This is a genomic window from Pseudomonas sp. AC211 (assembly GCF_979258055.1).
In genome coordinates, this window is the sequence record NZ_OZ409830.1 from 4,765,151 (window position 1) to 4,786,809 (window position 21,659).

Genomic DNA, 21,659 nt, shown 5'->3' on the forward strand with positions numbered 1-21,659 from the left:
ATCGAGCGGGCGAGCATCATTTGCCCACAAGAGCTGGTCGATGTCAGCCACCTCGGCCTGGTTGCGCCCACCAGCAGCAACGCCCCACGGGTCCGGTGCCGACTTGAGCCTGGAAGACCTGGAAAAAGCTCACATCGCCGCGGTACTGGCCACCAGCGACACCCTGGACCAAGCCGCCAAAACCCTGGGCATCGATGCCTCGACGCTTTACCGCAAACGCAAACAGTACAACCTTGAAGCCAGCCATGACCCTGCGAACGCGGTTCTTCCTGAGCTTCTCAGCGTTGATCACCGTCGCGCTGTTGGGCTTGCTGCTGGGGGTGGTCAGCGTGTTGCGCATGGCCCAAACCCAGGAAGGCCTGATTCAAAACAGCTTTGCCACCATCGACCTCAGCCAACGCCTGCGCACCAGCTTTGGCGATCAACTGACCATCATGCTCAGCGTGAAACCGGACATGCCGGCGCTGCGCGCCTCGCAAGCGCAATTTCGCAGCCTGCTGGAAGAAAGCCTGGACCTGGAAAACCGCAGCGACCGTGAAGGCTTCGAGCGCATCGAAAAGGCCTACAGCGAGTTTCTGGTGATTCTCGACAAGGCTGACCCGGCCAACGGCGGCGTCAACGACGACGATACCGTCAGCCAGGCCTTCAATGACGTGCGCAAGGAAATGCTGCAAGTTCAGCAGGTGGCCATCAATAACGTCAGCATGGCTGAAGCCCAGGCCCGCGACCGGGCGAAGTTGATTGCGCTGTTGCTAAGCCTGTTGGGCGCGGCGGTGCTGCTGATTGGCTTGCTCACCGCGCAAAGCATCGCCCGCCGTTTTGGTGGCCCCATCGAAGCGCTCGCTACCGCCGCCGATAAGATCAGCCAGGGCGATTTCGACGTGGCACTACCGGTGTCCTCGGTCAGCGAAATGGCCCTGCTCAGCCGCCGCTTCGGGTTGATGGCCGATGCGCTTCGCCAGCTCAAGGAAACCAACGTCGAAGCCCTGCTGGCCAGCCAGAAACGCCTGCAAGCGGTGCTCGACAGCATTGACGACGGCCTGGTGATCATCGACGTCAACGGCGCCATCGAGCACGCCAACCCGGTGGCCATCCGCCAGTTGTTCTGGGAGCACGACCTGCTGGGCAAAAGCTTTGGCGCGGTGATCAATCGCCCGGAACTGGATGAGGCCGTAAGCCTGGTGCTTAGCGGCAAACAGCTGGAGCAGGTGCCAGAAGATTTGCTGATCGAAACCGCGGGCGAAAAGCGCCTGTTGGCCTGGGCGCTGACCCCGGTGCATCACATCGACGGCCGCACGGTGGGCGCCGTGATGGTGCTGCGCGACGTTACCGAACAGCGCGCCTTCGAGCGCATTCGCATGGAGTTCGTACTGCGCGCCTCCCATGAATTGCGTACGCCGGTGACGGGCATGCACATGGCCTTCAGCCTGCTGCAAGAACGGCTGAAGTTCGGCGAGGAGTCGCGCGAAGCGGACTTGATCCGCACCGTGGACGAAGAGATGGCGCGCCTGGTGCAGCTCATCACCGACTTGCTGAACTTCTCGCGCTACCAGAACGGCCTGCAAAAGCTGGAACGCGCCCCGTGCGACCTGCACGAGCTGATCGGCCAAACGCAACAACGCTTCGCCGCCAAAGCCAGCGAGCGCGATATCAATATCGTGGTGGAAGTGCTGGAGCCGCTGACGCAGGTGAATATCGATCGCCAGCAGATCGAGCGCGTGCTCGATAACCTCATTGCTAACGCCCTGCGCCACAGCATCAGCGGGAGCGAAATTCAGGTGCAAGCGCGGCGCCATGGTGAACGCCTGATCATCAGCGTGCAAGACTTCGGCGAAGGCATCGACTTCAGCCAGCAAGCGCGCATTTTCGAGCCGTTTGTGCAGATCGGCAAACGCAAAGGCGGCGCCGGGTTGGGCTTGGCCTTGTGCAAGGAAATCGTGCAGTTGCATGGCGGGCGAATCAGCGTGTATTCGCGGCCCGGTAAGGGTTCGCAGTTTTATGATGGCGTTGCCGATTTAGCCGCTTTTCGCCGTGAAAAAGTCGAGGCTGAAGCCTCTCCTACAGAAAACGTAAACCTGTAGGAGAGGCTTCAGCCTTGATGCTTTTCAGCCCTTACAAAATGCTCAACGGATACTCGATGATCAGACGAACCTGATCGGAATCCACATCCGAGGTCCCGGAAATACGGTGCGTGGCTTGCCGCACACGGAAGGACAAATCCTTCGCCGGCCCATCCTGCACCACGTATTTAACCGAAAGATCCCGCTCCCAATGTTTCTCGTTGTCGGCGTAGTAGTTGTACGGACTGCTGGCATCCATGTGGCTGCCGTCCACGTTGTCGCCACGGGTATAGCCGGCGTAGAAGGTCAGGCCCGGCACGCCGTAGGTGGCCATGTTCAGGTTGTAACCCAAACGCCAGGACTCTTCGCGCGGGCCGTTGAAGTCGACCAGTTGCATGGAGTTGGCCAGGTAGATGGAGTCCTGGAAAACGCCGCCGCCCAGTACCAAGTAATCGAACGGCTGGTCGCCGTGGTTTTTCTGGAAGGCCAGCGTCACGGTGTGCGCGCCAAAGGTGTAGCCGGTGGCGAACGACCAGGCGGTAGTGTCGATGGTGCCCGCCAGCGATTTGCCCTCGTCGAGGGTGCGGTAAATGTTGAAGTCGAAGCTCAGCGACTGGTCGTCACTCAGCGCCATCACGTAGTTGGCGTTGCCGTAGTACTGCTTCCACAGGTCTTCATATTCGGAGCCGTAGCCGGTGACGCTGAGGGTGTCGGTGATGCTGTAGGTGGCGCCGAGAAAGGTGACGTCGCCGCCTTCCTTGCCGGCATAGCCCGCATAGAAACCGTCGTGGCTGCCGGACTGGTTGTTGTCTTTGGACGAGGTGAAATGGCCGGCGTCGACTTTCAGGCCTTTGACTTCGGCGCTGTCCAGTTGAAAGCCGGTTGCAGTGGCCGGGACCAAGCGCGCATCGGCCATGGCGATAACCGGGTTGTACGGGCGCAGGTCGCCGTACTTCAGCGTGGTATTGGAGAGGCGAACTTTCACCGCGCCGCCCCGGGACGAGAAGTCGTCTTCGGAATTGCCGTCGGAATCCTGCGGGAACATTTTCGAGCCGGCACGGCCGCCGCCGCTGTCGAGCTTAATGCCGGCGTAGGCGCTCATGTCGACGCCAAAACCCACAGTGCCCTGGGTGAAGCCAGACACGTAATCCAATTGGAAGCCTTGGCCCCACTCGCGGTTATCGCCGGTGCCGCGGTCGTGGCGGTCCATGTTCCAGTAGAGGTTGCGCGAAATCAGGTCGAGCGAGCTGTCTTCCACAAAGCCTTTGGAATCGGCCTGCCCGGCTTGCGCTGCGGACAAGGTGAAAACGCTGGCGCTCGCCGCCGCCAGTGCCAATCCGGTGTGTTTCAGTTTCATCGTGTCGTCCCCATGAAGTGAATGTCGTCGGCATGCACCCGCACCAGCGCCCGGGCGTCATTCAAATGGGTTGAGCGTGGCGGCCACCTGATGCACCCAGCGATGGACGCCCGCTCGCTCAGTCTTTGCGGTGGGAGATGCAATCCGCGCCGCTGGCCGAGTTACCCATGGGCCTAACAAAAGCCCCATTCATTGCCCCATGTTCGCGCGTTACGCCCTGTTCAATTCACGACACATTGACGTGCTATTACGCCAACGCTTGTGGCGCGGAAAGTTGACGACCGAGATGTAATTTGTCGGGTCGGACAAGTCATAAAACGGCACTTTTTAGCGCACCGAAAGCGATCTATACAGCTGATAAACAAGTGTTTTCCTATTAAATCGTGTGCACGCTTTCGACATTCAGTTAATCAACTTTCGTAGACTTCAAAACACTTACATTAGTTAGCGTTATCCGAAGTATTACCGGAGCATCGATGAACTTTTCCCGGCTATTTGAAGCGCGCACCGCGTGCGCGAACGAGAATTTCAAACACGCTCTGGGCTATGCTTGCCGCCCCTATCGCAACTGCCATTTCGCCATGCGCCTCTCTCGATTTTTTATTGACGCCCCCCTCTCCATCGGCCACCACGACCTGCCAGAAACCCAGGCCCACTACATCGGCCGCGTGCTGCGTCATGCCGTTGGCGATGCGGTGCAGCTGTTTGACGGCAGCGGCCAGGAGTTTCTTGGCGAGCTGATTGAAGTAGGCAAAAAGAACGTGCGCGTGGAACTGCGCGAAGCGCTGCCGGGACAAGCGCCATCGCCGCTGCATATTCATCTGGGCCAGGGGCTGTCTCGCGGCGAGCGCATGGACTGGGCGATTCAGAAAGCCACGGAAATGGGCGCCAACGAGATCACGCCCATCGTCAGTGAACGCTGCGAGGTGCGCCTGAAAGGCGAGCGTGAAGACAAACGCCTGGAGCACTGGCGGCAAGTGGCGATCAGTGCGTGCGAGCAGTGTGGGCGTTCGGTGTTGCCGGTGATTCATCCGCCGGTTGTTTTAGCGCAGTGGCTTGAGCAGGCCCAGGCCGACTTGAAACTCGTGCTGCACCCCGTGGCCGAGCCACTGACCGGTCATGACAAGCCGCAGTCGTTGGCGTTTCTGATTGGGCCGGAGGGTGGTTTGTCAGACGCCGAAGTGGCCCAGGCGCAGGGCAGGGGGTTTCAGGCGGCGCGGTTAGGGCCGAGGGTGTTGCGCACGGAGACGGCGCCGGTGGTGGCGTTGAGCGTGGCGCAGCAGCTGTGGGGGGATTTTTAGTTCTGCGTTTGCGTCGGCCCTCACCCCCAGCCCCTCTCCCGAAAGCGGGCGAGGGGAGCTAACCGAGTCGCCGCTCAGTTCCCCTCGCCCTTGGGGAGAGGGGCTAGGGGTGAGGGTGGAGCGAAACGCCTATCCTCAAGAGTCCTTCAACAAATCCGCCAAATCATCCGCATGCTCTTCTTCCTGCGCCAGAATCTCTTCAAACAGGCGGCGCGAGGTCGGGTCGTCGTTGCCGAGGTAGTTGATGATTTCCCGGTAGCTGTCGATGGCGATACGTTCGGCCACCAGGTCCTCGGTAATCATCTCTTTCAGCGTCGCGCCTTCCACGTATTCGGCGTGGGAGCGCTCGGTCAGGCTTGCTGGATTGAAGTCCGGCTCGCCGCCCAGCTGCATGATGCGTTCGGCCAACTGGTCCGAATGCGCCAGCTCTTGTTGGGCGTGCTCAAGGAACTCGGCGGCAGCGGCGCTGGCTTTCCAGGCCGGTGGCCATGAAGTAGTGGCGCTTGTAACGCAGGTAGCACACCAGCTCGGTGGCCAGCGCGGTGTTGAGCAGCTTGATCACTTCTTCGCGGTTGGCCGAGTAGCCCTCGGTAATCGCGCCTTCTTCAATGTGCTGGCGCGCGCGTTGACGCAGCGTGGCCACGTCGGTCATCAGAACAACAGTCATTTTTCACTCTCCATCAGCAGAACGGTCGGTAGCGCAGGCTCTAGCGGCCGGCGTCTCGGTGTACTGAGTGTGAGTGGCGAGGCGGGGAAAAGTTTGAAGTTTTGTGAGGGGCTAGCGTTGGGCTTCGTGGTGCGAAGCCCAACGAGCGGGCATCAGATCAAGCCGGCATCCGCGAGCATCTGCTCCAGGGCCAGCAGGTCGGGAATCTTGGCTACCGCTTCACCGAAGCTCACGGCGTCCAGTTCCAACGGCGCCAGCGGTACGTCGGCGCGGGCCAGTTCGGTGCCCACTTTCAGCGAGCGCGGAATACCTTGCACCAGCAGCGCAAGGAATTTCACGTTGGGCCGGCCGCCCAAGGCGTTGATCACGGCCACGCGGGCGCCGGGGCGAATCTGCGGCTGACCGTCGGAAGCGGCTTCAAACGACAGCAGCGGCAAGCTCAAATCCCGCCAGGCCATTTGCCCGAGGAACCAGGCCGGCATGCCGGGCGTTACCTGCGGCGCGCGATAGGGAATCAGCTCGGCCACGGCCACGTTCGGCAGCAGCAAGGTGCGGTCGGCCAGGGGCACCAGCAACCCGGTGATACTGGTGGCGGTTGAGGCGGTGGTTGGGGGTGACGGCTTGGCTCATGGAGAAATCCTGTCGGCGCTATCAGGCGCACTGCGACGCTAAATGGCTGACCAGCGTTTCCGCCAGTTCGCGCGGGTCGCCACTGTAGGCGCTGTAGCCGCCTTCGCGCAGGCTGTCAGGGCATGCTCGCGCAGGCGCAACTGTCGGCGCGCTGGGTCCAGATGGCGCCGCCCTGACGCCGCACATAGGCTGCTGCGGCGCTGCCGTCGCTGCCCATGCCGCTGAAGGCGATCACTCCGCTCATGGCACCGAAATGCTGGGCGAGGTTGAGCATCATCTGGTCAATAGACGGGCTGTACGGTTCCGGCCAGCCTCGGTCGGCAATCTTCATGGCGCCGTCTTCGGCAAAGCCCAGTTCGTATTGAATGGGCGCCACCACCACTTCACCACAGCGCACCGCGTCGCCTTGGCGTGCGGAATTGACGTGCCATTGGCTGTGACGGCCCACGGCTGCGGCAGGGTGGCTTCGAAACTGGCGTCGATGTGCTGGGCGTAGATAAAGCCAATCGGCAAGCCGCCCGGCAGCGCATCGAGAAAGGCTTTGACCGCCGCCGGACCGCCCAATGAAGCGGCCAGCAGCCACACCTGACGCGCGGGCGCGCCGGCGGCCAGCGGCGTAGTTGGCCAGCGCTGTCGGTAAATCCAACCGCGCGGGGCGCTGCGCTTCGTCAAACAAGGCTTGCAGGCTTGGGCCAACCGCTTGCGTGGGGTCACCTACCAACCGCTTGAGCTTGCCGACCAGACGGCGCTCCCAGCGCGGGTAGTTCTCCGAATGGCGTTCCGGCGCATGGCCTTCGCCAAACAGCACCGGCACGTCGGCATGTTCCAGCAGGGTGTCGATCGAGCGGCGAGTCTTCGGACTGCGCCAAGTCCACCAACCACAAGTCCGCTTCGCAGGCGGCCAGCGCCTCGGCATCGAGCCGCGCGGGGTCGGTGTTGAGCACCACGTTATAGCCGCTGCCCGTCAGCGCCTGTTGCAGCACATGGCGCTGCAACGAGGTGTCGGCGAGCACGGCGATGCGTGCGCTGTTTTTCTCACTCGTGTACGTTTAACCGGGTGTTCGGCGACCAGCTTGGCGATGGTTTCCAGCAGCAACGACTCTTGGTACGGCTTGCCGAGGTAATCGTTAACGCCAACGTTCATCGCCCGCTCACGGTGTTTATCACCGGTACGCGAGGTGATCATGATGATCGGCAGGTCTTGCAGGTTCTGGTCGTGACGCACCAGGTTGGCCACTTCGAAACCGTCCATGCGCGGCATTTCGATGTCCAGCAGCATGATGTCCGGCTTGTGCTCTTGCAGCAGCGAGATGGCGTCCACACCGTCTTTGGCGGTGAGTACGTTCATGCCGTTACGCTCGAGCAGGCGGCTGGTGACCTTACGCACGGTAACCGAGTCGTCGACCACCATAACCAGCGTCGGACGCTCCACTTCCACCTCGGCGGGCAGGGCGGTACGGCTGACAGTGCGGGTTTGCAGCTGGTTGAGCAGGTGCGCGTGACGCACCCGAATGGTCGCCAGCAGGTCGAGAATCACCACCACGCGACCGTCTCCGAGGATGGTCGCACCGGAAATGCCATGCACACCGGCGAACTGCGGGCCGAGGCTCTTCACCACGATCTCGCGCGAACCGGCCAGTGAGTCCACTTGCACGGCTACGGCGTGGTCGCTGGAGCGCACCAGAATCACCGGCAGCGGCAGGCTTTGGCCCACCAGTTTCGGTTGCTGGCCGTTGTTCAACAGGTCGCCCAGGTAACGCAGCTCACTACCGCTTGGCCGGCGTATTCGAAACGCGGCGCGTCCGGTGCGTAATAGGCTTCCAGCTCGTACGGCGACACCCGCACGATACCTTCAATGGTGTTCAACGGAATGGCGTACAGGTCTTCACCGGAGAGCACCATCAACGCGCGGTTTACCGACACGGTGAACGGCAGACGGATGCGGAAGGTGGTGCCCTCGCCCGGTACCGAGTCGATGCTCATGGAGCCGCCGAGTTGTTTCACCTCGGAGTGCACCACGTCCATGCCCACGCCACGGCCGGAGATCTGTGTGACCTTTTCGGCGGTGGAGAAACCGGCTTCCAGAATGAATTGCAGAATTTCGTAATCGGTCAGGTCCGAGGCGCTGTCCATCATGCCGCGCTCAAGCGCTTTACGGCGCACGGCGTCGAGCTTGATGCCGCCACCGTCGTCGGCCAGGGTCAGCACAATGTCGCCACCCTCGCGGCCGAGGCTCAGGCGAATGGTGCCCTGCTCGCTTTTGCCCGCCGCGCGGCGCACATCGCTCGGTTCAATACCGTGGTCGACGGCGTTACGCAGCATGTGTTCCAGCGGCGCAACGATACGTTCGAGAACAGTACGGTCCATCTCGCCGTCGGCGTTACCGACAATAAAGTCGACCTGTTTGCCCAGCTCGCTCGCCACCTGGCGAACGATACGGCGCAGACGTGGCACCAAGCGGTCGAACGGCACCATGCGCGTGCGCATCAGGCCTTCTTGCAGTTCGGTGTTAACGCGCGCCTGTTGCAGCAACAGGGTTTCCGGCATCGCGGTTACGCGCGGCCAGGGTTTCTTTCAGTTCCAGCAAGTCGGAGGCCGACTCGAACAGTGCGCGCGAGAGCTGCTGCAACTGCGAGTGACGGTCCATTTCCAGCGGGTCGAAATCTTCGTAGCCCACGCGCTCGGCTTCGGCCTGGAAGCGGCTGATGATTTGCGACTGGGTTTCGATGTCGAGGCGGCGCAACTGGTCGCGCACCCGGTCAATGGTCGCTTCCATCTCGCCGAGAGTGAAACCGAAGTCACTGACCTGCTGCTCGACGCGACCCCGGAAAATCGAAGTCTCACCGGCCAGGTTCACCAGGCCTTCCAGCAACTCGGCCGGGACTTTCACCAGTTCTTGCGGGGCGCGCCGAGCGGCGGCATCCAGCGCGGCCTCTTGGGCGCGGCGTACAAACGGCAGCACCTTGGAAGCAACCGGCGCCGACGAGAACTCCGCTGGCAGCCACAATCGGATTGGCCAGCGTATGCACGGCCGGCAACGTGCTCGGTGCGGGCGCTGGTGGCTCGGCCGGTTCCTGGCTGGCTTGGGCCAGGTCGGCCGCCATGCTGTCGTTGACGCGCTGACGCAGTTGATCGAGTTCGCCTTGCAGCGCTTCGAAGCCCGATTGCACATCGAGGAACAGACTCTCTGGCCAAGGCGCGCCTTGTTGCTGCGCCTCGGTCAGGTGTTGTTCCAGGTTGTGGGTCAGGTCGCCAAGGGCTTTCTGACCGGCCAGGCGCGCACCGCCTTTAAGGGTGTGCAGAATGCGCAGCATGTCGTCGATGGCATCGCTGTCGTCACGCTTTTCTTCCCAACGGCCAATAGCGCTTTCCATGCTTTCCAGCAGGTCGTCGGCCTCTTCGAGGAAGATATCGAGGATGTCGTCGTCTTCGGCATCGTCCGCGACGGGCTCCTCGACGGCGGCAACCAGGTGCACGCTCGAAGGCATGCTCAGTTGTTCGTCGGGGTTGGCGCGAAAGCGTTTGATGGTCTCGATCAGGTCGTCGCCCTTGGGCACGTGACGCTTGTCGCGCACGGCTTCGAGCATCTCGGCCAGACGGTCGTGGCAGCTTTGCAGCAGCACGAACAACCCTGGGCTGGCGCGCAAACGGCCATCGCCCAAGCCTTCGTAAAGGAATTCCAGTTCGTGGGCCAAGTCGCCAATTTCGCGAATCTCGGCCATGCGCGCACCACCCTTGAGGGTGTGCAGATCACGCTGCAACGATTCCAGCTCAAGGCTGTTATCGAGGTCATCTTTCCAACGCTGCAAGGCGGCGCTGGAGCTGTCGATGATGTCGAAACCTTCCTCAAGGAAGATTTCCACCAGCTCCGGATCGCGCTCGTCATCGAAGGCGGTCGGGGCTGGCGCTTCGTACGCGACAGGCTGCGGCGCGGGGCTCGGGCTCAGGCTCAGGCAGCTCAGCAACGTCGGCAACGTCGGCAACCGGGGCGAGGTCTTCAACGCGGGGCTCGTCGTTCGCCAACTCCGGCGCGTCTAGCTCAAGCTCAGGCTCAGGCAGCACGTCGCGCAGTTCTTCAGCGCTCAGTTCGGCGGTGGCTGTCACGTCGTCGAAGTCGATAGCGTCCGGTTCAAGCTCAGCGTCCACCGGTTCCACCAGCGGCAGCTCTTCCAGCTCGTCTTCGGCGGCAATCAATTGCGCCCGGGCTCGGCACGTCTTCAACCAGGGCCGCGTCGACGTCGGTCAGTTCAACCGGTTCGGCGAGTTCGAGGTCATCGAGCATTACCGCTGCGGCGGAGAGGCTCTGCGCGCCGCCCTGGCGAAAGTTGCGGATGTCCTGAACCAAGTCCGCCGGATCGTGCAGCGGCTGGTTAGCCTGCAACTGATCCAACAGCACGGCGAGTTTGTCGTGACTGCGTTGCAGCAGGCCGCATAGCGCAGGCGAATAGCTATAACGGCGGTCGACCAAGCCTTCGTACAGGGTTTCCAGCTCGTGGGCCAGGTCGCCGATTGGGCGAATGGCCGCCATACGCGCCACCTTTAGGGTGTGCAAGTCGCGCAGCAGGGAAGACAGGGCCAAATTGTTGTCTGGCTCACCGAGCCAACGGTCCAAGGCCTGGCCGAGCCGAGGATGTCCACCGCCTCTTCGAGGAAGATTTCCACCATCTCAGCGTCGAGCGGATCGGCTTCAGCTTCAACCGCTGGCGCTTGCGCCAAGGGCTCCGGCGCGGGCTCGATGGCAGCCAGTTCTTCAACGGCCGGCATCAAATCGTCGGACGGCAGCGGCTCGTCGGCCACCTTTTCCACGTTCGGCAAGGCGTCGAACGCTGACAGGTCGTATTCCTGCACCGGTGGTTCGTCATTGCCGTTGTCGTTGTTCCACTCGGCCATGTGCAGGTCGGCGGTGGCTTCGTCCAGCTCGACGATATTCAGCCCCGCTTCACCGCCGGGGCTCAACAGCGCCAGGGTCTGGGGGTCGAGTGCCTCGCCCAGCAACTGACGCAAGGCTTCGACGCGTTGCGGCTCGGCGCTTACCTGCAGGCCGGCAGCCACCTGATCCATCATGCTGATCAGCGCTTCGTGGGCGCTTTCCGCTTCACTAAAGAAGCGCTCGCTCACCGCCAGGCTGCCTTCTTCGACGGCACCGTAGAGGTCCAACAGGGCCTCGCACAGCTCATCGATTTGCGGCAGTTCGGCCATCTCGGCGCCACGGCCTAGGGTGGTCAGCTCGTCAAGCAGCGCACTCAGTTCCTGACGCTCGGAAGGATGCTCGCGCCATTTGCGCAGCAGGTCCTCGGCGTCCAGCAGAATGTCCATGCCTTCGGAGAGGAAAATGCCGATCAGTTGCGGGTCGCGCTTGTCGCTGCCTTGCAGGTCTTCGCGGGCCGCCTGGGCGGTTTCCAGGCGTTCCTGGTGCAGCTTGGCAACGCGTTCGAGGAACTCGGGAGCCCCTTCGATTGGCGCCAGCGGATGGGTTTCGAGCTGTTCCAGACCCTGACGGAACAGCTGTTCGGCGGTGTGCAGCAATTCCGCTTCGGCCAGGTCCATGGGGATCAGGTTGGTTTTGAATTCTTTGGCCAGCTTTTCCAGCGGCGTGGCAATTTCTGCAATCGGCAGAATGCCAGCCATGTGCGCGCTGCCCTTGAGGGTGTGCAAGGCGCGTTGCAGGTTATCGGTGATTTCCTGCGGCAACTGCTGGGCGCAATCGGCGGAGGAAGCCCACCAACGTGTCGAGGTGGGTTTCCGCTTCATTACGGAAAATCTCGATCAGCTGCGGGTCCAGCGCTTCGATTTCTGGCGAGGTGACAGCCGCCGTTTCGCCCACGGCGTCGGCTGCCTGCACGGGCGCCGGGGCTTCAGGTTTTTGGGCGGCGCTGCCCCCGGGCCAAGGCGTGGGCGGTGGCGGCCAGCGCATCGACGTCGTCGCGCTGGCGCTGGGCCTTGGCGGCAAACTCATCGACCAGCGCGGGCATCAGCGCAACTACGTCGGCAATCACTTGCTGCACGTCTTCGTCGGGCTGAATGCTGCGGTCGAGCACGCGGTTAAGCAGGTTTTCGATGGACCAGCCCAGCTCGCCGATAATCAGCGCACGCACCATGCGACCACTGCCCTTAAGGGTATGGAAGGCGCGGCGCACTTCGGTGAGCGCGGTTTTGTTGTCGGTGTCAGCACGCCACTGCGGCAGGTATTCGGCGATGGTTTCCAGCACCTCGCCGACTTCTTCGATGAAGACTTCGGGCAAGTCTTCATCAATCGGCTCTTCGCCTTCGGGCGGCGGCAGCAGGCTCGGCGGTACGGTCTTGCGCAGGCGGGTTAATCGCCTGCACCGGGGTGGCCATGACGTCGGCCATCGACATCGGCTTCTCAGTCGGTGCCGCAGCGACAGGCGCTTGCGGCTCGGCAACCGGCAGCTCGACTTCGGGCAAGTCCAGTTCAGCCAGTTCGGCTTCGTTCCAGTCGGCCGGATTGTCGTCCAGCGCGTCCAGGCTCAACTCTTCCAGACCGCCATCTTCCAACGAGAACACCGGCGCCTCGGGGGCATCGAGTTCGAGGTCGCGGTGCTCAAGGCTGTCGCTGTTCCATTCGGTCGACACGTCGCCAAGGGTCAGCGGTTCGTCGTTGAGGTCCAGCGTTGGCAGCTCTTCAAACGAACTCAGCTCAACCACTTCGCCCGGCGCGGCGGGAAGGTCTTCGAGGGTCCAGCTGTCTTCAAGCGGCAGCAGGTCCGGCTCGGCGATTTCAAGCTCAGTGCTTTCCAGCTCAACGCTTTGCAGTTCACTGAAGCCCAGGCTCAACTCGTCGTCGGCCAGCTGTGGAGCTGGCTCGGGCGCCTGCAACTCTTCTAGGGAGAATTCGATACCGCCGGCGTCGCCGCTGGCGGGCGCGCTCGCGGTGTCGACAACCGGCAGGTCTTCGAGGCTGAAGCTTTCTTCAATAACGCCAAAATCCGATTCAAACGACGACGGCTCAGCCTCAAACGGCGCAGGCGCCGGCTCGGCTTCGTCAGCCATCTCAGGCGCTTGCTCCAGCACGTCGATGTCGTGCATCGGGTCGGCCAGGGGCGCGAATGTTTCCGGCTCCGGCTCAACGCGATCCAGGATCGACGGCTTTTCTTTAAGCGGATAACCCAGGGCTTCCAGGCTTTCCTCGGCGACGTCGAGAATCAGGTCGCCTTGGGCGGCATGGTCTTCGCTCAAGCGTTCGAGGTAGTACTCGACGCTGGTGATGGCGTCGGCCAGCGTGTCGAGGCTCTGCCAGTTCGGGACGGCTTTGCGCGCCAGCAGTTGCTCCTGGATATAACGGTTGCACGCCTGCAGCAACGCGGCGGCACGCTCCAACGGAATCATGGCCAAGCCGCCACGGGCCTGGGTCAGCAGCTCTGGCACACGGGCCAGGTGCTCGTGGTTCCACTGCGAGGCGATGAATTCGATGATCGCGTCTTTCGCCTGTTCCAGGCCGTTGCGCGCTTCCTTAATCACCAACTGGTGAATCTGGCCAACGTCGGTGGTGGGCAGATGGCTTTCTTCGCGGCGGCCGTCTTCGGCGGGGCCGACCATGCCGGCCAGGGTCGCTTCCACGTACAGCAGTGCCCCGGCGACATCCATCAACACCGCATCGCTAGGTTCACGCTGGCCGAGGGACAGGCCATGCACCACATCGATCTGGTCGAGAATGACTTTGCGCGGCTGGCCGAAACCCAATACAGCCAAGGTGTCGGCGATTTGCTTGAGCGGCGCCAACTGGCCGTCCAGCTCGGCGACCTTGCTGCGGTCGCTGCGCACGAACAGGTCGAGGCTGTCTTTGACCCGCACCAGTTCTTCGCACAGCGCGGCGACCACCGAGCGCATGGCGTCACGGTCCGGGCCGGCGAGGCGGGCGCGCTCTTCGTCGACGATGTCGTCGTCGGGCAGCGCTTCGTCGAGGCGGTACTGTTCTTTGAGCTGGCGGATACGCGGCGATTGCGGGCTGGACTTGGCGACGTAGAACAGCAGGTTCTTGGTCAGCTCGTCCGGGGCCGGCTGGTTGATGCCATCGGCACCTTGCTCCAGCAGACGTTTGAGTTCTTTGTCGACCTGGCGCAACAAGGTGCGCACGGAGCTGCCGTTGAGCACGCTGCCGTTGGACAGACCTTCGACGATGCCCGAGGCGATTTGCCAGAGCGGGCCTAGCGGCGCGTCTTTGCACAGCACTTCGAGGCGGGCGAACACGCGGGCCATATAGCCGAGGTTGGTGCCCAGGTCTTGATTGCGGATCACGCCAATCAGCGCCATTTGCAGCATCTGGCGCAGTTTGCGCAGCAGCACCGGCAAGTCGGCTGTGCGCAGTTGGGCCAGCGAATCAGCCGACAGCGCCGGCTGGCGCACGGTCATGTCAGGGGAGAACAGGCTGGTTTCGGACAGCAGCTTTTCGCCACGGGCCGAGCGCAAATCGTTCAGCAGCGGCAGCACGACCATTGGCAGGTCGCGGCGAGCGGTTTGGATGCGGTCCAGGTAAACAGGCAGTTGCAGGATGGCCTGCATTAGCACTTCCAGGGCTTCACCCTGGTTGCTGACGCGGTTTTCCATCAGGGCCTGGGCGAGGTGCTCCATCTCTTCGGCGAGCAAGGCTGCGCCGTAGAACTCCACCATTTGCAGAGTGCCGTGAACCTGGTGCGCATAGGTCAGGCAGAACCGCATGCGCGTCGAGTCCTCGGGGTTCTCAACGAACGCCTCAAGGGCCTGCCGTGCCTGTTTCAGGGTTTCTGCGATCTCGCCTTTAACCCACTCCAGGGCGACATAATCGTGCCGATCACCCACAGCAACTCCACTCATAAACCGCTCGTTACCCCTTTCGGGTAAAAGCCAGAACTCGCTCGTCGGCCACCGGCTCCAGGTCCGGGTGCTGCCAACCGACCACTTCGCCAACGCCGACTACCAACAGACCACCTGGCGCAAGGCGTTCAGCCAGGCGGTTGAGGATCTCGCGGCGACGCCAGCGACGAAAATAGATCAGCAAGTTCTGACAGAAAATGACATCCATGCCGGTCATCGGCGCTTTCGCCAACTCCAGCACGTTGAGCCTTGCACAACACACGCGTGCGGCCAGGCTCGGTATTACCTTCAAACGACCATCGTCCTGCACGTCGAAGTAGCGCTCGCACAGGTCTATATCCATCTGCTCGAACTTACGCGCGGCGTATTCCCCGTCACGCGCCTTGCTCAAGGCGTTCATGCTGATATCGGTGCCCGTTACGCCAAAGTGGTCGGGCAGCTCGCTATCACGCAGCACTTCCGCGGCACTTATGGCCATGGAGTACGGTTCTTCTCCGCTGGAGCAACCCACGCTCCATAACGCCCAGGGCTGTTGCCCCGGCTGGGCCTGCGCCAGGCGCAACGCCAGGTATTGCTCAAGCACTTCAAACGAAGGGCGATGGCGGAAAAAACGGGTTTCTTGAACGGTCAGGCGGTCCAGCAGGGTTGACCACTCCACGGCGCCACGCGGACCCGCCGTGACTTGCCGGTAGTAGCTGGCGTAGTCCGGCACATCGAGCTCACGCATGCGCGCGCTGAGGTTGGTCTGCAAAAAGGCCTGGCGCTGTTCGTTGATCACCACACCGGTGCGCTCTTCAAGCAGCGCTTGCCAGTCGTGGAATTCGGCAGGCGTCATGTCGACCAGGGGTTTGAGAACCCAGGTTCCACTTGACGCCCCACCCGGCGCCCCGCTCGGTTGCATGCCGTCTCCCTCGCTCATGGCTCCAGTGACGATGACCTTTTCAGGTCATCGCGCTTTCCTCGATCAGGCCTGGTCCGCTGCTTCTGGCAGGGTAAAACCAGAAACCGAACGACGCATCTCACTGGCCATTTTGGCCAAGTTACCAATGCTCTTGGCAGTAGCGGTGGTACCTGAGGACGTCTGCGAGGTGATCTCCTGAATCACGTTCATGGTGTTGGAGATGTGGCCCGCAGAGGACGCTTGCTGACGGGCGGCGTTGGAGATGTTTTGGATCAAGGCCGCGAGGGTCTTGGATACCTTTTCAATCTCTTCCAGTGCCACACCGGCGTCTTGCGCCAGACGCGCACCGCGTACTACTTCGGAAGTGGTTTGCTCCATGGAGATAACCGCTTCGTTGGTGTCGGTCTGAATCGTTTTAACCAGCGCCTCGATCTGCTTGGTTGCAGCAGAGGAACGTTCAGCGAGGCGTTGTACCTCGTCCGCTACCACGGCGAAGCCTCGACCGGCGTCACCGGCCATGGAGGCCTGGATCGCGGCGTTCAGTGCGAGGATGTTGGTTTGGTCGGCAATGTCGTTAATCAGGCTAACGATGTCACCAATCTCCTGGGACGATTCACCCAGACGTTTAATACGTTTGGAGGTGTCCTGGATCTGCTCACGGATGTTATCCATGCCGGTGATGGTGTTATGCACCACCTCGTTGCCTTTGTTGGCGATGGCTACGGACCGTTCCGCTACCGCAGACGATTCCGAGGCGTTCGCCGATACCTGGTCAATGGACACGGCCATTTCGTTGATCGCCGCCGATGCACCGGCAATTTCTTGCGCTTGGTGCTCGGATGCTTCGGCCAGATGCATCGCCGTTGCCTGGGTTTCCTGGGCGGCGGCGGCCACCTGTACGGCTGTCAGGTTGATCGTGGCAACGAGGTCGCGCAGCTGGTCGATCGAGTAGTTGATCGAGTCTGCGATGGCGCCGGTGAAGTCTTCGGTTACGGTCGCCGCTACGGTCAAGTCACCGTCCGCGAGGTCGGCGATTTCATCGAGCAGTCGCAGAATCGCCGCCTGGTTACGTTCGTTTTTCTCGGCGGTTTCAGCCAGTCGGCTGCGGGTGCTCTGAACCATTACCAGACCGATCAACACGATCGAGGCGATGGCCAGCAGACCCAGCACATAGCCGGCCAGGGTGTTCATGGAACGCGCGCCCACCAGGTTTTCAAAGCCACCGGCGAGTTTCGAGGCTTTGTCCAACAGGGTTTGCGACACGGTAAAGATGCTGCTCGCCGACTCACGAACCTGGAACAGTTCAGGCGAGGTTTCGAGAATTTCGTCTACCGAACCGGATACGAACTCGAACAGCTCGGAAATCTCGGACAGACGCTCCAGGGCTTCCTGGTCGCTGACCTTGGTGATCTTCATGGCGGCGTTGCCTTCGATCATCGCCTTGAGTACGCGACCGAACAGGCTGGCGTCGCGACCGAACATGTCGGCGGCTTGTACCGAGTCTTCGTCACCGGCCAGTACCTTGTTCACCGAACCAAGGATACGTTCGGCCAACAGCGACTGACGCTGGGCAACCGATACCTGGGCAGCGGTCGCGCCGCTTTCCAGCAGAATGTCGACCACTTCTTCGTACTCGACCTGCAGCTGCGGAATGGTTTCGGCCAAGGTGGCAGCAACCTGGTGCAGAGACAGTACGGTTTGTTCGCTGGCGAGAATGGCGTCGGCGTTTTTACGCAGGCTGTCCCAGTCTTGCTGCACCGCGTCCATCTCTGGCTTCACGATGGCAGGCGCTGGCGGCAGGCCGGTGTTGTTGTCACCGGAAACCAGGAAGCTCCAGCGCTTTTCGAAGTCGTTGCGCGCGTCTTTCAACAGGGCGAACGCCTCTGTCTTACCGGCCGCAGCTTCCGTGGCGTTTTTCGCGATACGTTGGGAAAGCACACGCAGCTCACCGGAGTGGCTGATGTATTCCTTGTCGTAGTTCGACTGGGTGTTGATGTAGGCGAAGTTGGCGAAGAGCAGCACGATCGACACGATCAGGACGATAAACAGTCCCGCGATCAACGAGCTACTACGCACTCCAGCCAATAGATTGCCTGCGTTAAGTTTTTTCATTGTATGGCCCCCGCCTGGACCCACCGCACTACGTTTTCCCGTGTAACGCCAAAGGGCCGGCAAACGCCGACCCAACCTGATTTATTCAATACGCAACGTCGAGAAAGCCCGGATGCTGTGCCAGCGCGTGAGGGCTGAACACAAGCCATGGCTGTTCGCGTTGAAAAACCCCATGTATGAAGGGCTCAATAGCCGCTTCGAGCGCTGGCAACTGCTCGGTAAAGCTGTCCACCGGGAAGTGCTGCATACCAAACACTTCATCGACGGTCAGGCCAGCGAAAACATCTTGGTGGTCTACGACCAGCACCCGGCGTTGCTTGCGCAGCGCAGAGAGCTCGGTACCGAAGTAGCCACACATATCCATTACCGGCAGCAGGCGTCCACGCACGTTGGCCACACCTTTCACCCAACTTTTAACGCCGGGCAACAAGGTGAACCGTGGCTCGTGAAGCACTTCGCCGATTTCGCCCATCGGTGCTACGAACAGGCGGTCGCCCATGCGAAAGCCGATTCCACTCCAGGTCTGCACCACGGCCCGCTGCGACGGCAAACCGGCAGCCAGCAGTCGACAACGCTGGTCGATTTCGAGGAGAAGTTGAAAGGGAGTCTGCACGTCCGACATGTCGGCCTTAACCTTCTAGTTTTTATAGGTGTGGTGGCGGTGTTAGCCCGCCAGCACCGCATTCAAGGTTTTCAGCAGCGTGTCTTCGTCCACCGGTTTGGTCAGGTAGTCACGCGCGCCTTGGCGCTTGCCCCAGACCTTATCGGTTTCCTGGTCTTTGGTGGTGACGATAATTACCGGAATGTGATTGGTATCAGCATCTTTGGTCAGTTGACGGGTGGCCTGGAAGCCATTGAGGCCCGGCATCACGATATCCATCAACACGGCGTCGGGCTTTTCCTGACGGGCAAGCGCCACGCCATCAGCACCGTTTTCCGCCTTGAGTACCTGGTGACCGTGCTTTTCAAGCATGGCGGTCAGCTTGTACATCTCGGTGGGAGAGTCATCAACAATCAGAATTCGAGCCATGGTGTTTCCCTATGGAAGGTTGCGTCACCGCCCTAGCGGTCGAACGTCAAGATGCTTGTTCCACCGGGGTGAAATCTGGGACATGTGCCTTGATGGCGCCGAGCAACTCTTCCTTACTGAAAGGCTTGGTGAGGTACTGATCGGAACCCACGATTCGGCCTTTAGCCTTATCGAACAGACCGTCCTTGGAGGACAACATGATTACCGGGGTGGACTTGAAAGCACTGTTATTTTTGATCAGGGCGCAGGTCTGATAGCCATCTAACCGCGGCATCATGATGTCGACAAAAATGATATTGGGGTGTGTGTCAGCGATTTTGGCCAACGCATCGAAACCATCGACGGCGGTAATCACCTCACAACCCACTTTTTTCAGCAGGGTCTCAGCGGTGCGACGAATCGTTTTCGAATCGTCGATGACCATGACCCTTAATCCTTCGGAATGCTGTTCCATGTTCGCCCTACCATCGCCTCGATGAGTCGTTATTTTTCTACGTTTTCAGTGCGCCTGAGGCCTACCAGCTACGGGCTGCGACCCAATCGTAGGCCTTTTTAGCACACTCTCTAGAAGCAATCTATAAGCCCCAGAAGCGTAAGGTTTTTCCTTGACCGAAGTGGTCGCCATCGCCACTCTGGCGCCACACAGTCTAGTCGCGACACATTTCAACTGTCGCATTCGTTTCGCGGAGGATTCACCCCATGAGCGTTCGCCTCGGCATAGTCATGGATCCAATTTCGGGCATCTCCTATAAGAAGGACAGCTCGCTGGCCATGCTACTGGCCGCTCAGGGCCGTGGTTGGTCATTGTTCTATATGGAACAGCACGACCTGTATCAGGTTGCCGGAGAAGCCAAGGCGCGCATGCGTGCCCTTAAAGTCTTCGCCGATCCTCAGCATTGGTTCGAGCTGGGCGATGAAACCGACGCGCCTCTGAGTGAGCTGGATGTGATCCTGATGCGCAAGGATCCGCCCTTCGACATGGAGTTCGTCTACAGCACCTACCTGCTGGAGCAAGCCGAGCGGGCCGGGGTGCTGGTGGTTAACCGCCCTCAGAGCCTGCGCGACTGCAACGAAAAGTTGTTCGCCACGCAATTCCCACACTGCACGCCACCGACACTGGTCAGCCGCCGCGCCGACATTCTGCGCGAGTTTGCCGTTGAGCACCGTGACATCATTCTCAAACCCTTGGATGGCATGGGTGGCGCCTCGATCTTTCGCCACCGCGAAGGCGACCCGAATCTGTCGGTGATTCTCGAGACCCTGACCCAGCACGGCCAGCAACAGATCATGGCGCAGGCGTACCTGCCGGCAATCAAGGACGGCGACAAACGCATCCTGATGATCAACGGCGAGCCGGTGCCTTACTGCCTGGCGCGTATTCCGGCAGCGGGTGAAACCCGCGGCAACCTTGCCGCTGGCGGCCGGGGCGAAGCGCGACCGCTGAGTGAGCGCGACCGCTGGATTGCCGCCCAGGTGGGCCCGACGCTTCGGGAGAAGGGCTTGCTGTTCGTGGGCCTGGACGTGATCGGCGACTACCTCACCGAAATCAACGTCACCAGCCCGACCTGCATCCGCGAAATCGACAACGCCTTCAACACCGGCATTGGCGAGCAGTTGATGGCCGCCATTCAGGCTCAACTGGACGCCCGCTAACGGCTCGCGAAAGGAAAGTGCCACCGCGCGTCGATTTGTCCTCAGCACATAGAGGAACAGAGCGACGCGTGGGTGCGACACGAGACCCACAGCGCAGAAATGCCCAGTGCTTCACCAAGCCGCGCAGTGCTTCATGGACTTTTCACCGAGCCCTCGGCGAGACTGCGCGGCAACCTGAATTGACCCCGTTGCGCGATGAAATCACCCGCCCTCCTGCCCGAACTTCCTGACTACGGCGTCCGCCCTGCGGACCGGCTGGGCTTTACCCTGTTTCTCGCGGTGGCATTGCACGCGGCGCTGATCCTCGGCGTCAGCTTCACCCTCGTGCCGCCGAGCCAAATCAGCAAAACCTTGGAAATCACCCTGTCCACCTTCAAAAGCCAGGAAAAGCCCAAAGAGGCCGACTACCTCGCCCAGGACAATCAACAGGGCAGCGGCACGCTGGATAAAAAAGCAGCGCCCAAGACCACTGAACAAGCGCTGTTCCAAGACAAAGAAATCAAACGCATCACCCTGCCCACCGCGCCAGCACCGGCCACCAAGCAGCAAGCGCCGAAAGCCGCCGTGGCCACCACCGCGCCCAAGCAAGAGAAAACCCCGGTCAAGCGTGAAGAGGCCAAGCCACAGCCCGACGCGCGCAAAGCCCCCGCTTTTGACACCGAGCAGCTGTCTGCCGAAATCGCCGGGCTGGAAGCGGAGCTGGCCAAAGAACAACAGCTGTATGCCAAACGCCCGAAAATCCATCGCCTGAACGCCGCATCGACCATGCGTGACAAGGGCGCTTGGTATAAGGATGACTGGCGCAAAAAGGTCGAACGCGTCGGCAACCTCAACTATCCCGAAGAAGCCCGCAAGCAACGGGTTTACGGCAGCCTCCGGCTGCTGGTGTCAATCAACCGGGACGGCAGCCTCTACGAAGTTCAGGTGCTGGAATCGTCGGGCCAGCCACTGCTGGACCAGGCCGCGCTGCGCATCGTGCGGCTGTCGGCACCCTTCGCACCCTTCACCGGAGATCTGGCTGACATCGACCGCCTGGAAATCATCCGCACCTGGCGCTTCGAGCGCGGCGACAAGCTGTCCAGCAAATAACAGCGCCGACCAGCGACGACTCGTCGCCCGAGCAAATCGCCCCCTCAG

Annotated in this window: 10 protein-coding genes and 5 pseudogenes; 5 read left to right on the forward strand and 10 right to left on the reverse strand. The window is 61.3% G+C overall.

Features of this window, described 5'->3' with window-relative positions; genetic code table 11:
* Nucleotides 1–40 precede the first annotated feature (40 nt).
* Both ACZZZP_RS22350 and ACZZZP_RS22355 read left to right on the forward strand, forming a co-directional pair.
* Nucleotides 41–172 (forward strand): annotated as a pseudogene (locus tag ACZZZP_RS22350) (hypothetical protein); the annotation flags it as partial.
* Between the two features lie 61 nt (nt 173–233).
* Nucleotides 234–2,019 (forward strand): annotated as a pseudogene (locus ACZZZP_RS22355) (KinB sensor domain-containing domain).
* A 93-nt stretch (nt 2,020–2,112) separates the two neighbouring features.
* On the opposite strand, the gene ACZZZP_RS22360 reads toward ACZZZP_RS22355, so the two are convergent.
* Nucleotides 2,113–3,417, reverse strand: coding sequence for an OprD family porin (locus tag ACZZZP_RS22360; RefSeq protein WP_463384173.1), 1,305 nt, complete (start codon nt 3,415–3,417; stop codon nt 2,113–2,115).
* A gap of 581 nt (nt 3,418–3,998) precedes the next feature.
* On the opposite strand from ACZZZP_RS22360, the gene ACZZZP_RS22365 reads away from it, so the two are divergent.
* Nucleotides 3,999–4,718, forward strand: a complete 720-nt coding sequence (locus ACZZZP_RS22365; protein WP_463536974.1) for a 16S rRNA (uracil(1498)-N(3))-methyltransferase — start codon at nt 3,999–4,001, stop codon at nt 4,716–4,718.
* Nucleotides 4,719–4,853: 135 nt separating this feature from the next.
* Here ACZZZP_RS22365 and ACZZZP_RS22370 read toward each other — a convergent pair.
* From ACZZZP_RS22370 to pilG, 9 genes and pseudogenes are all read right to left on the reverse strand, one after another.
* Nucleotides 4,854–5,385: pseudogene (locus tag ACZZZP_RS22370) on the reverse strand (ferritin-like domain-containing protein).
* Nucleotides 5,386–5,537: 152 nt separating this feature from the next.
* On the reverse strand, nt 5,538–5,969 hold the full coding sequence (locus tag ACZZZP_RS22375; RefSeq protein ID WP_463536975.1) for a chemotaxis protein CheW: 432 nt from the start codon (nt 5,967–5,969) through the stop codon (nt 5,538–5,540).
* Between the two features lie 67 nt (nt 5,970–6,036).
* A pseudogene (locus tag ACZZZP_RS22380) lies at nt 6,037–7,034 on the reverse strand (chemotaxis protein CheB).
* Nucleotides 6,980–14,811, reverse strand: a pseudogene (locus tag ACZZZP_RS22385) (Hpt domain-containing protein). The pseudogenes ACZZZP_RS22380 and ACZZZP_RS22385 overlap by 55 nt, the downstream one beginning before the upstream one ends.
* A gap of 25 nt (nt 14,812–14,836) precedes the next feature.
* Entirely contained in the window at nt 14,837–15,745 is a 909-nt protein-coding gene (locus tag ACZZZP_RS22390) for a CheR family methyltransferase (RefSeq protein WP_463384174.1), read from the reverse strand.
* Between the two features lie 45 nt (nt 15,746–15,790).
* Nucleotides 15,791–17,839: a methyl-accepting chemotaxis protein gene (locus ACZZZP_RS22395; protein WP_122452945.1), complete on the reverse strand. Its 2,049-nt coding sequence runs from the start codon at nt 17,837–17,839 to the stop codon at nt 15,791–15,793.
* 85 nt (nt 17,840–17,924) lie between these two features.
* A complete protein-coding gene (locus ACZZZP_RS22400; RefSeq protein WP_122492097.1) occupies nt 17,925–18,461 on the reverse strand; it encodes a chemotaxis protein CheW in 537 nt (178 codons plus the stop codon).
* A 42-nt stretch (nt 18,462–18,503) separates the two neighbouring features.
* A complete protein-coding gene (gene pilH / locus ACZZZP_RS22405; protein WP_108094980.1) occupies nt 18,504–18,869 on the reverse strand; it encodes a twitching motility response regulator PilH in 366 nt (121 codons plus the stop codon).
* Between the two features lie 46 nt (nt 18,870–18,915).
* Nucleotides 18,916–19,323 carry a twitching motility response regulator PilG gene (gene pilG / locus ACZZZP_RS22410; protein ID WP_108094981.1) on the reverse strand — a complete coding sequence of 136 codons (408 nt, stop codon included), beginning with the start codon at nt 19,321–19,323 and terminating at the stop codon, nt 18,916–18,918.
* 245 nt (nt 19,324–19,568) lie between these two features.
* Between pilG and gshB the strand changes: the two genes are divergently transcribed.
* A complete protein-coding gene (gshB, locus tag ACZZZP_RS22415) occupies nt 19,569–20,522 on the forward strand; it encodes a glutathione synthase (RefSeq protein WP_463384175.1) in 954 nt (317 codons plus the stop codon).
* Between the two features lie 195 nt (nt 20,523–20,717).
* Nucleotides 20,718–21,611, forward strand: a complete 894-nt coding sequence (locus ACZZZP_RS22420) for an energy transducer TonB (protein ID WP_463384176.1) — start codon at nt 20,718–20,720, stop codon at nt 21,609–21,611.
* Nucleotides 21,612–21,659: the final 48 nt, after the last annotated feature.

Bases quoted from the DNA above. Each gene is read 5' to 3' on its own strand.
- ACZZZP_RS22365 (WP_463536974.1), top strand. From the start codon at position 3,999: ATGCGCCTCTCTCGATTTTTTATTGACGCCCCCCTCTCCATCGGCCAC.
- ACZZZP_RS22390 (WP_463384174.1), bottom strand. From the start codon at position 15,745: ATGAGCGAGGGAGACGGCATGCAACCGAGCGGGGCGCCGGGTGGGGCG.
- ACZZZP_RS22420 (WP_463384176.1), top strand. From the start codon at position 20,718: ATGAAATCACCCGCCCTCCTGCCCGAACTTCCTGACTACGGCGTCCGC.
- ACZZZP_RS22360 (WP_463384173.1), bottom strand. From the start codon at position 3,417: ATGAAACTGAAACACACCGGATTGGCACTGGCGGCGGCGAGCGCCAGC.
- pilH (WP_108094980.1), bottom strand. From the start codon at position 18,869: ATGGCTCGAATTCTGATTGTTGATGACTCTCCCACCGAGATGTACAAG.
- pilG (WP_108094981.1), bottom strand. From the start codon at position 19,323: ATGGAACAGCATTCCGAAGGATTAAGGGTCATGGTCATCGACGATTCG.
- ACZZZP_RS22395 (WP_122452945.1), bottom strand. From the start codon at position 17,839: ATGAAAAAACTTAACGCAGGCAATCTATTGGCTGGAGTGCGTAGTAGC.
- ACZZZP_RS22400 (WP_122492097.1), bottom strand. From the start codon at position 18,461: ATGTCGGACGTGCAGACTCCCTTTCAACTTCTCCTCGAAATCGACCAG.
- gshB (WP_463384175.1), top strand. From the start codon at position 19,569: ATGAGCGTTCGCCTCGGCATAGTCATGGATCCAATTTCGGGCATCTCC.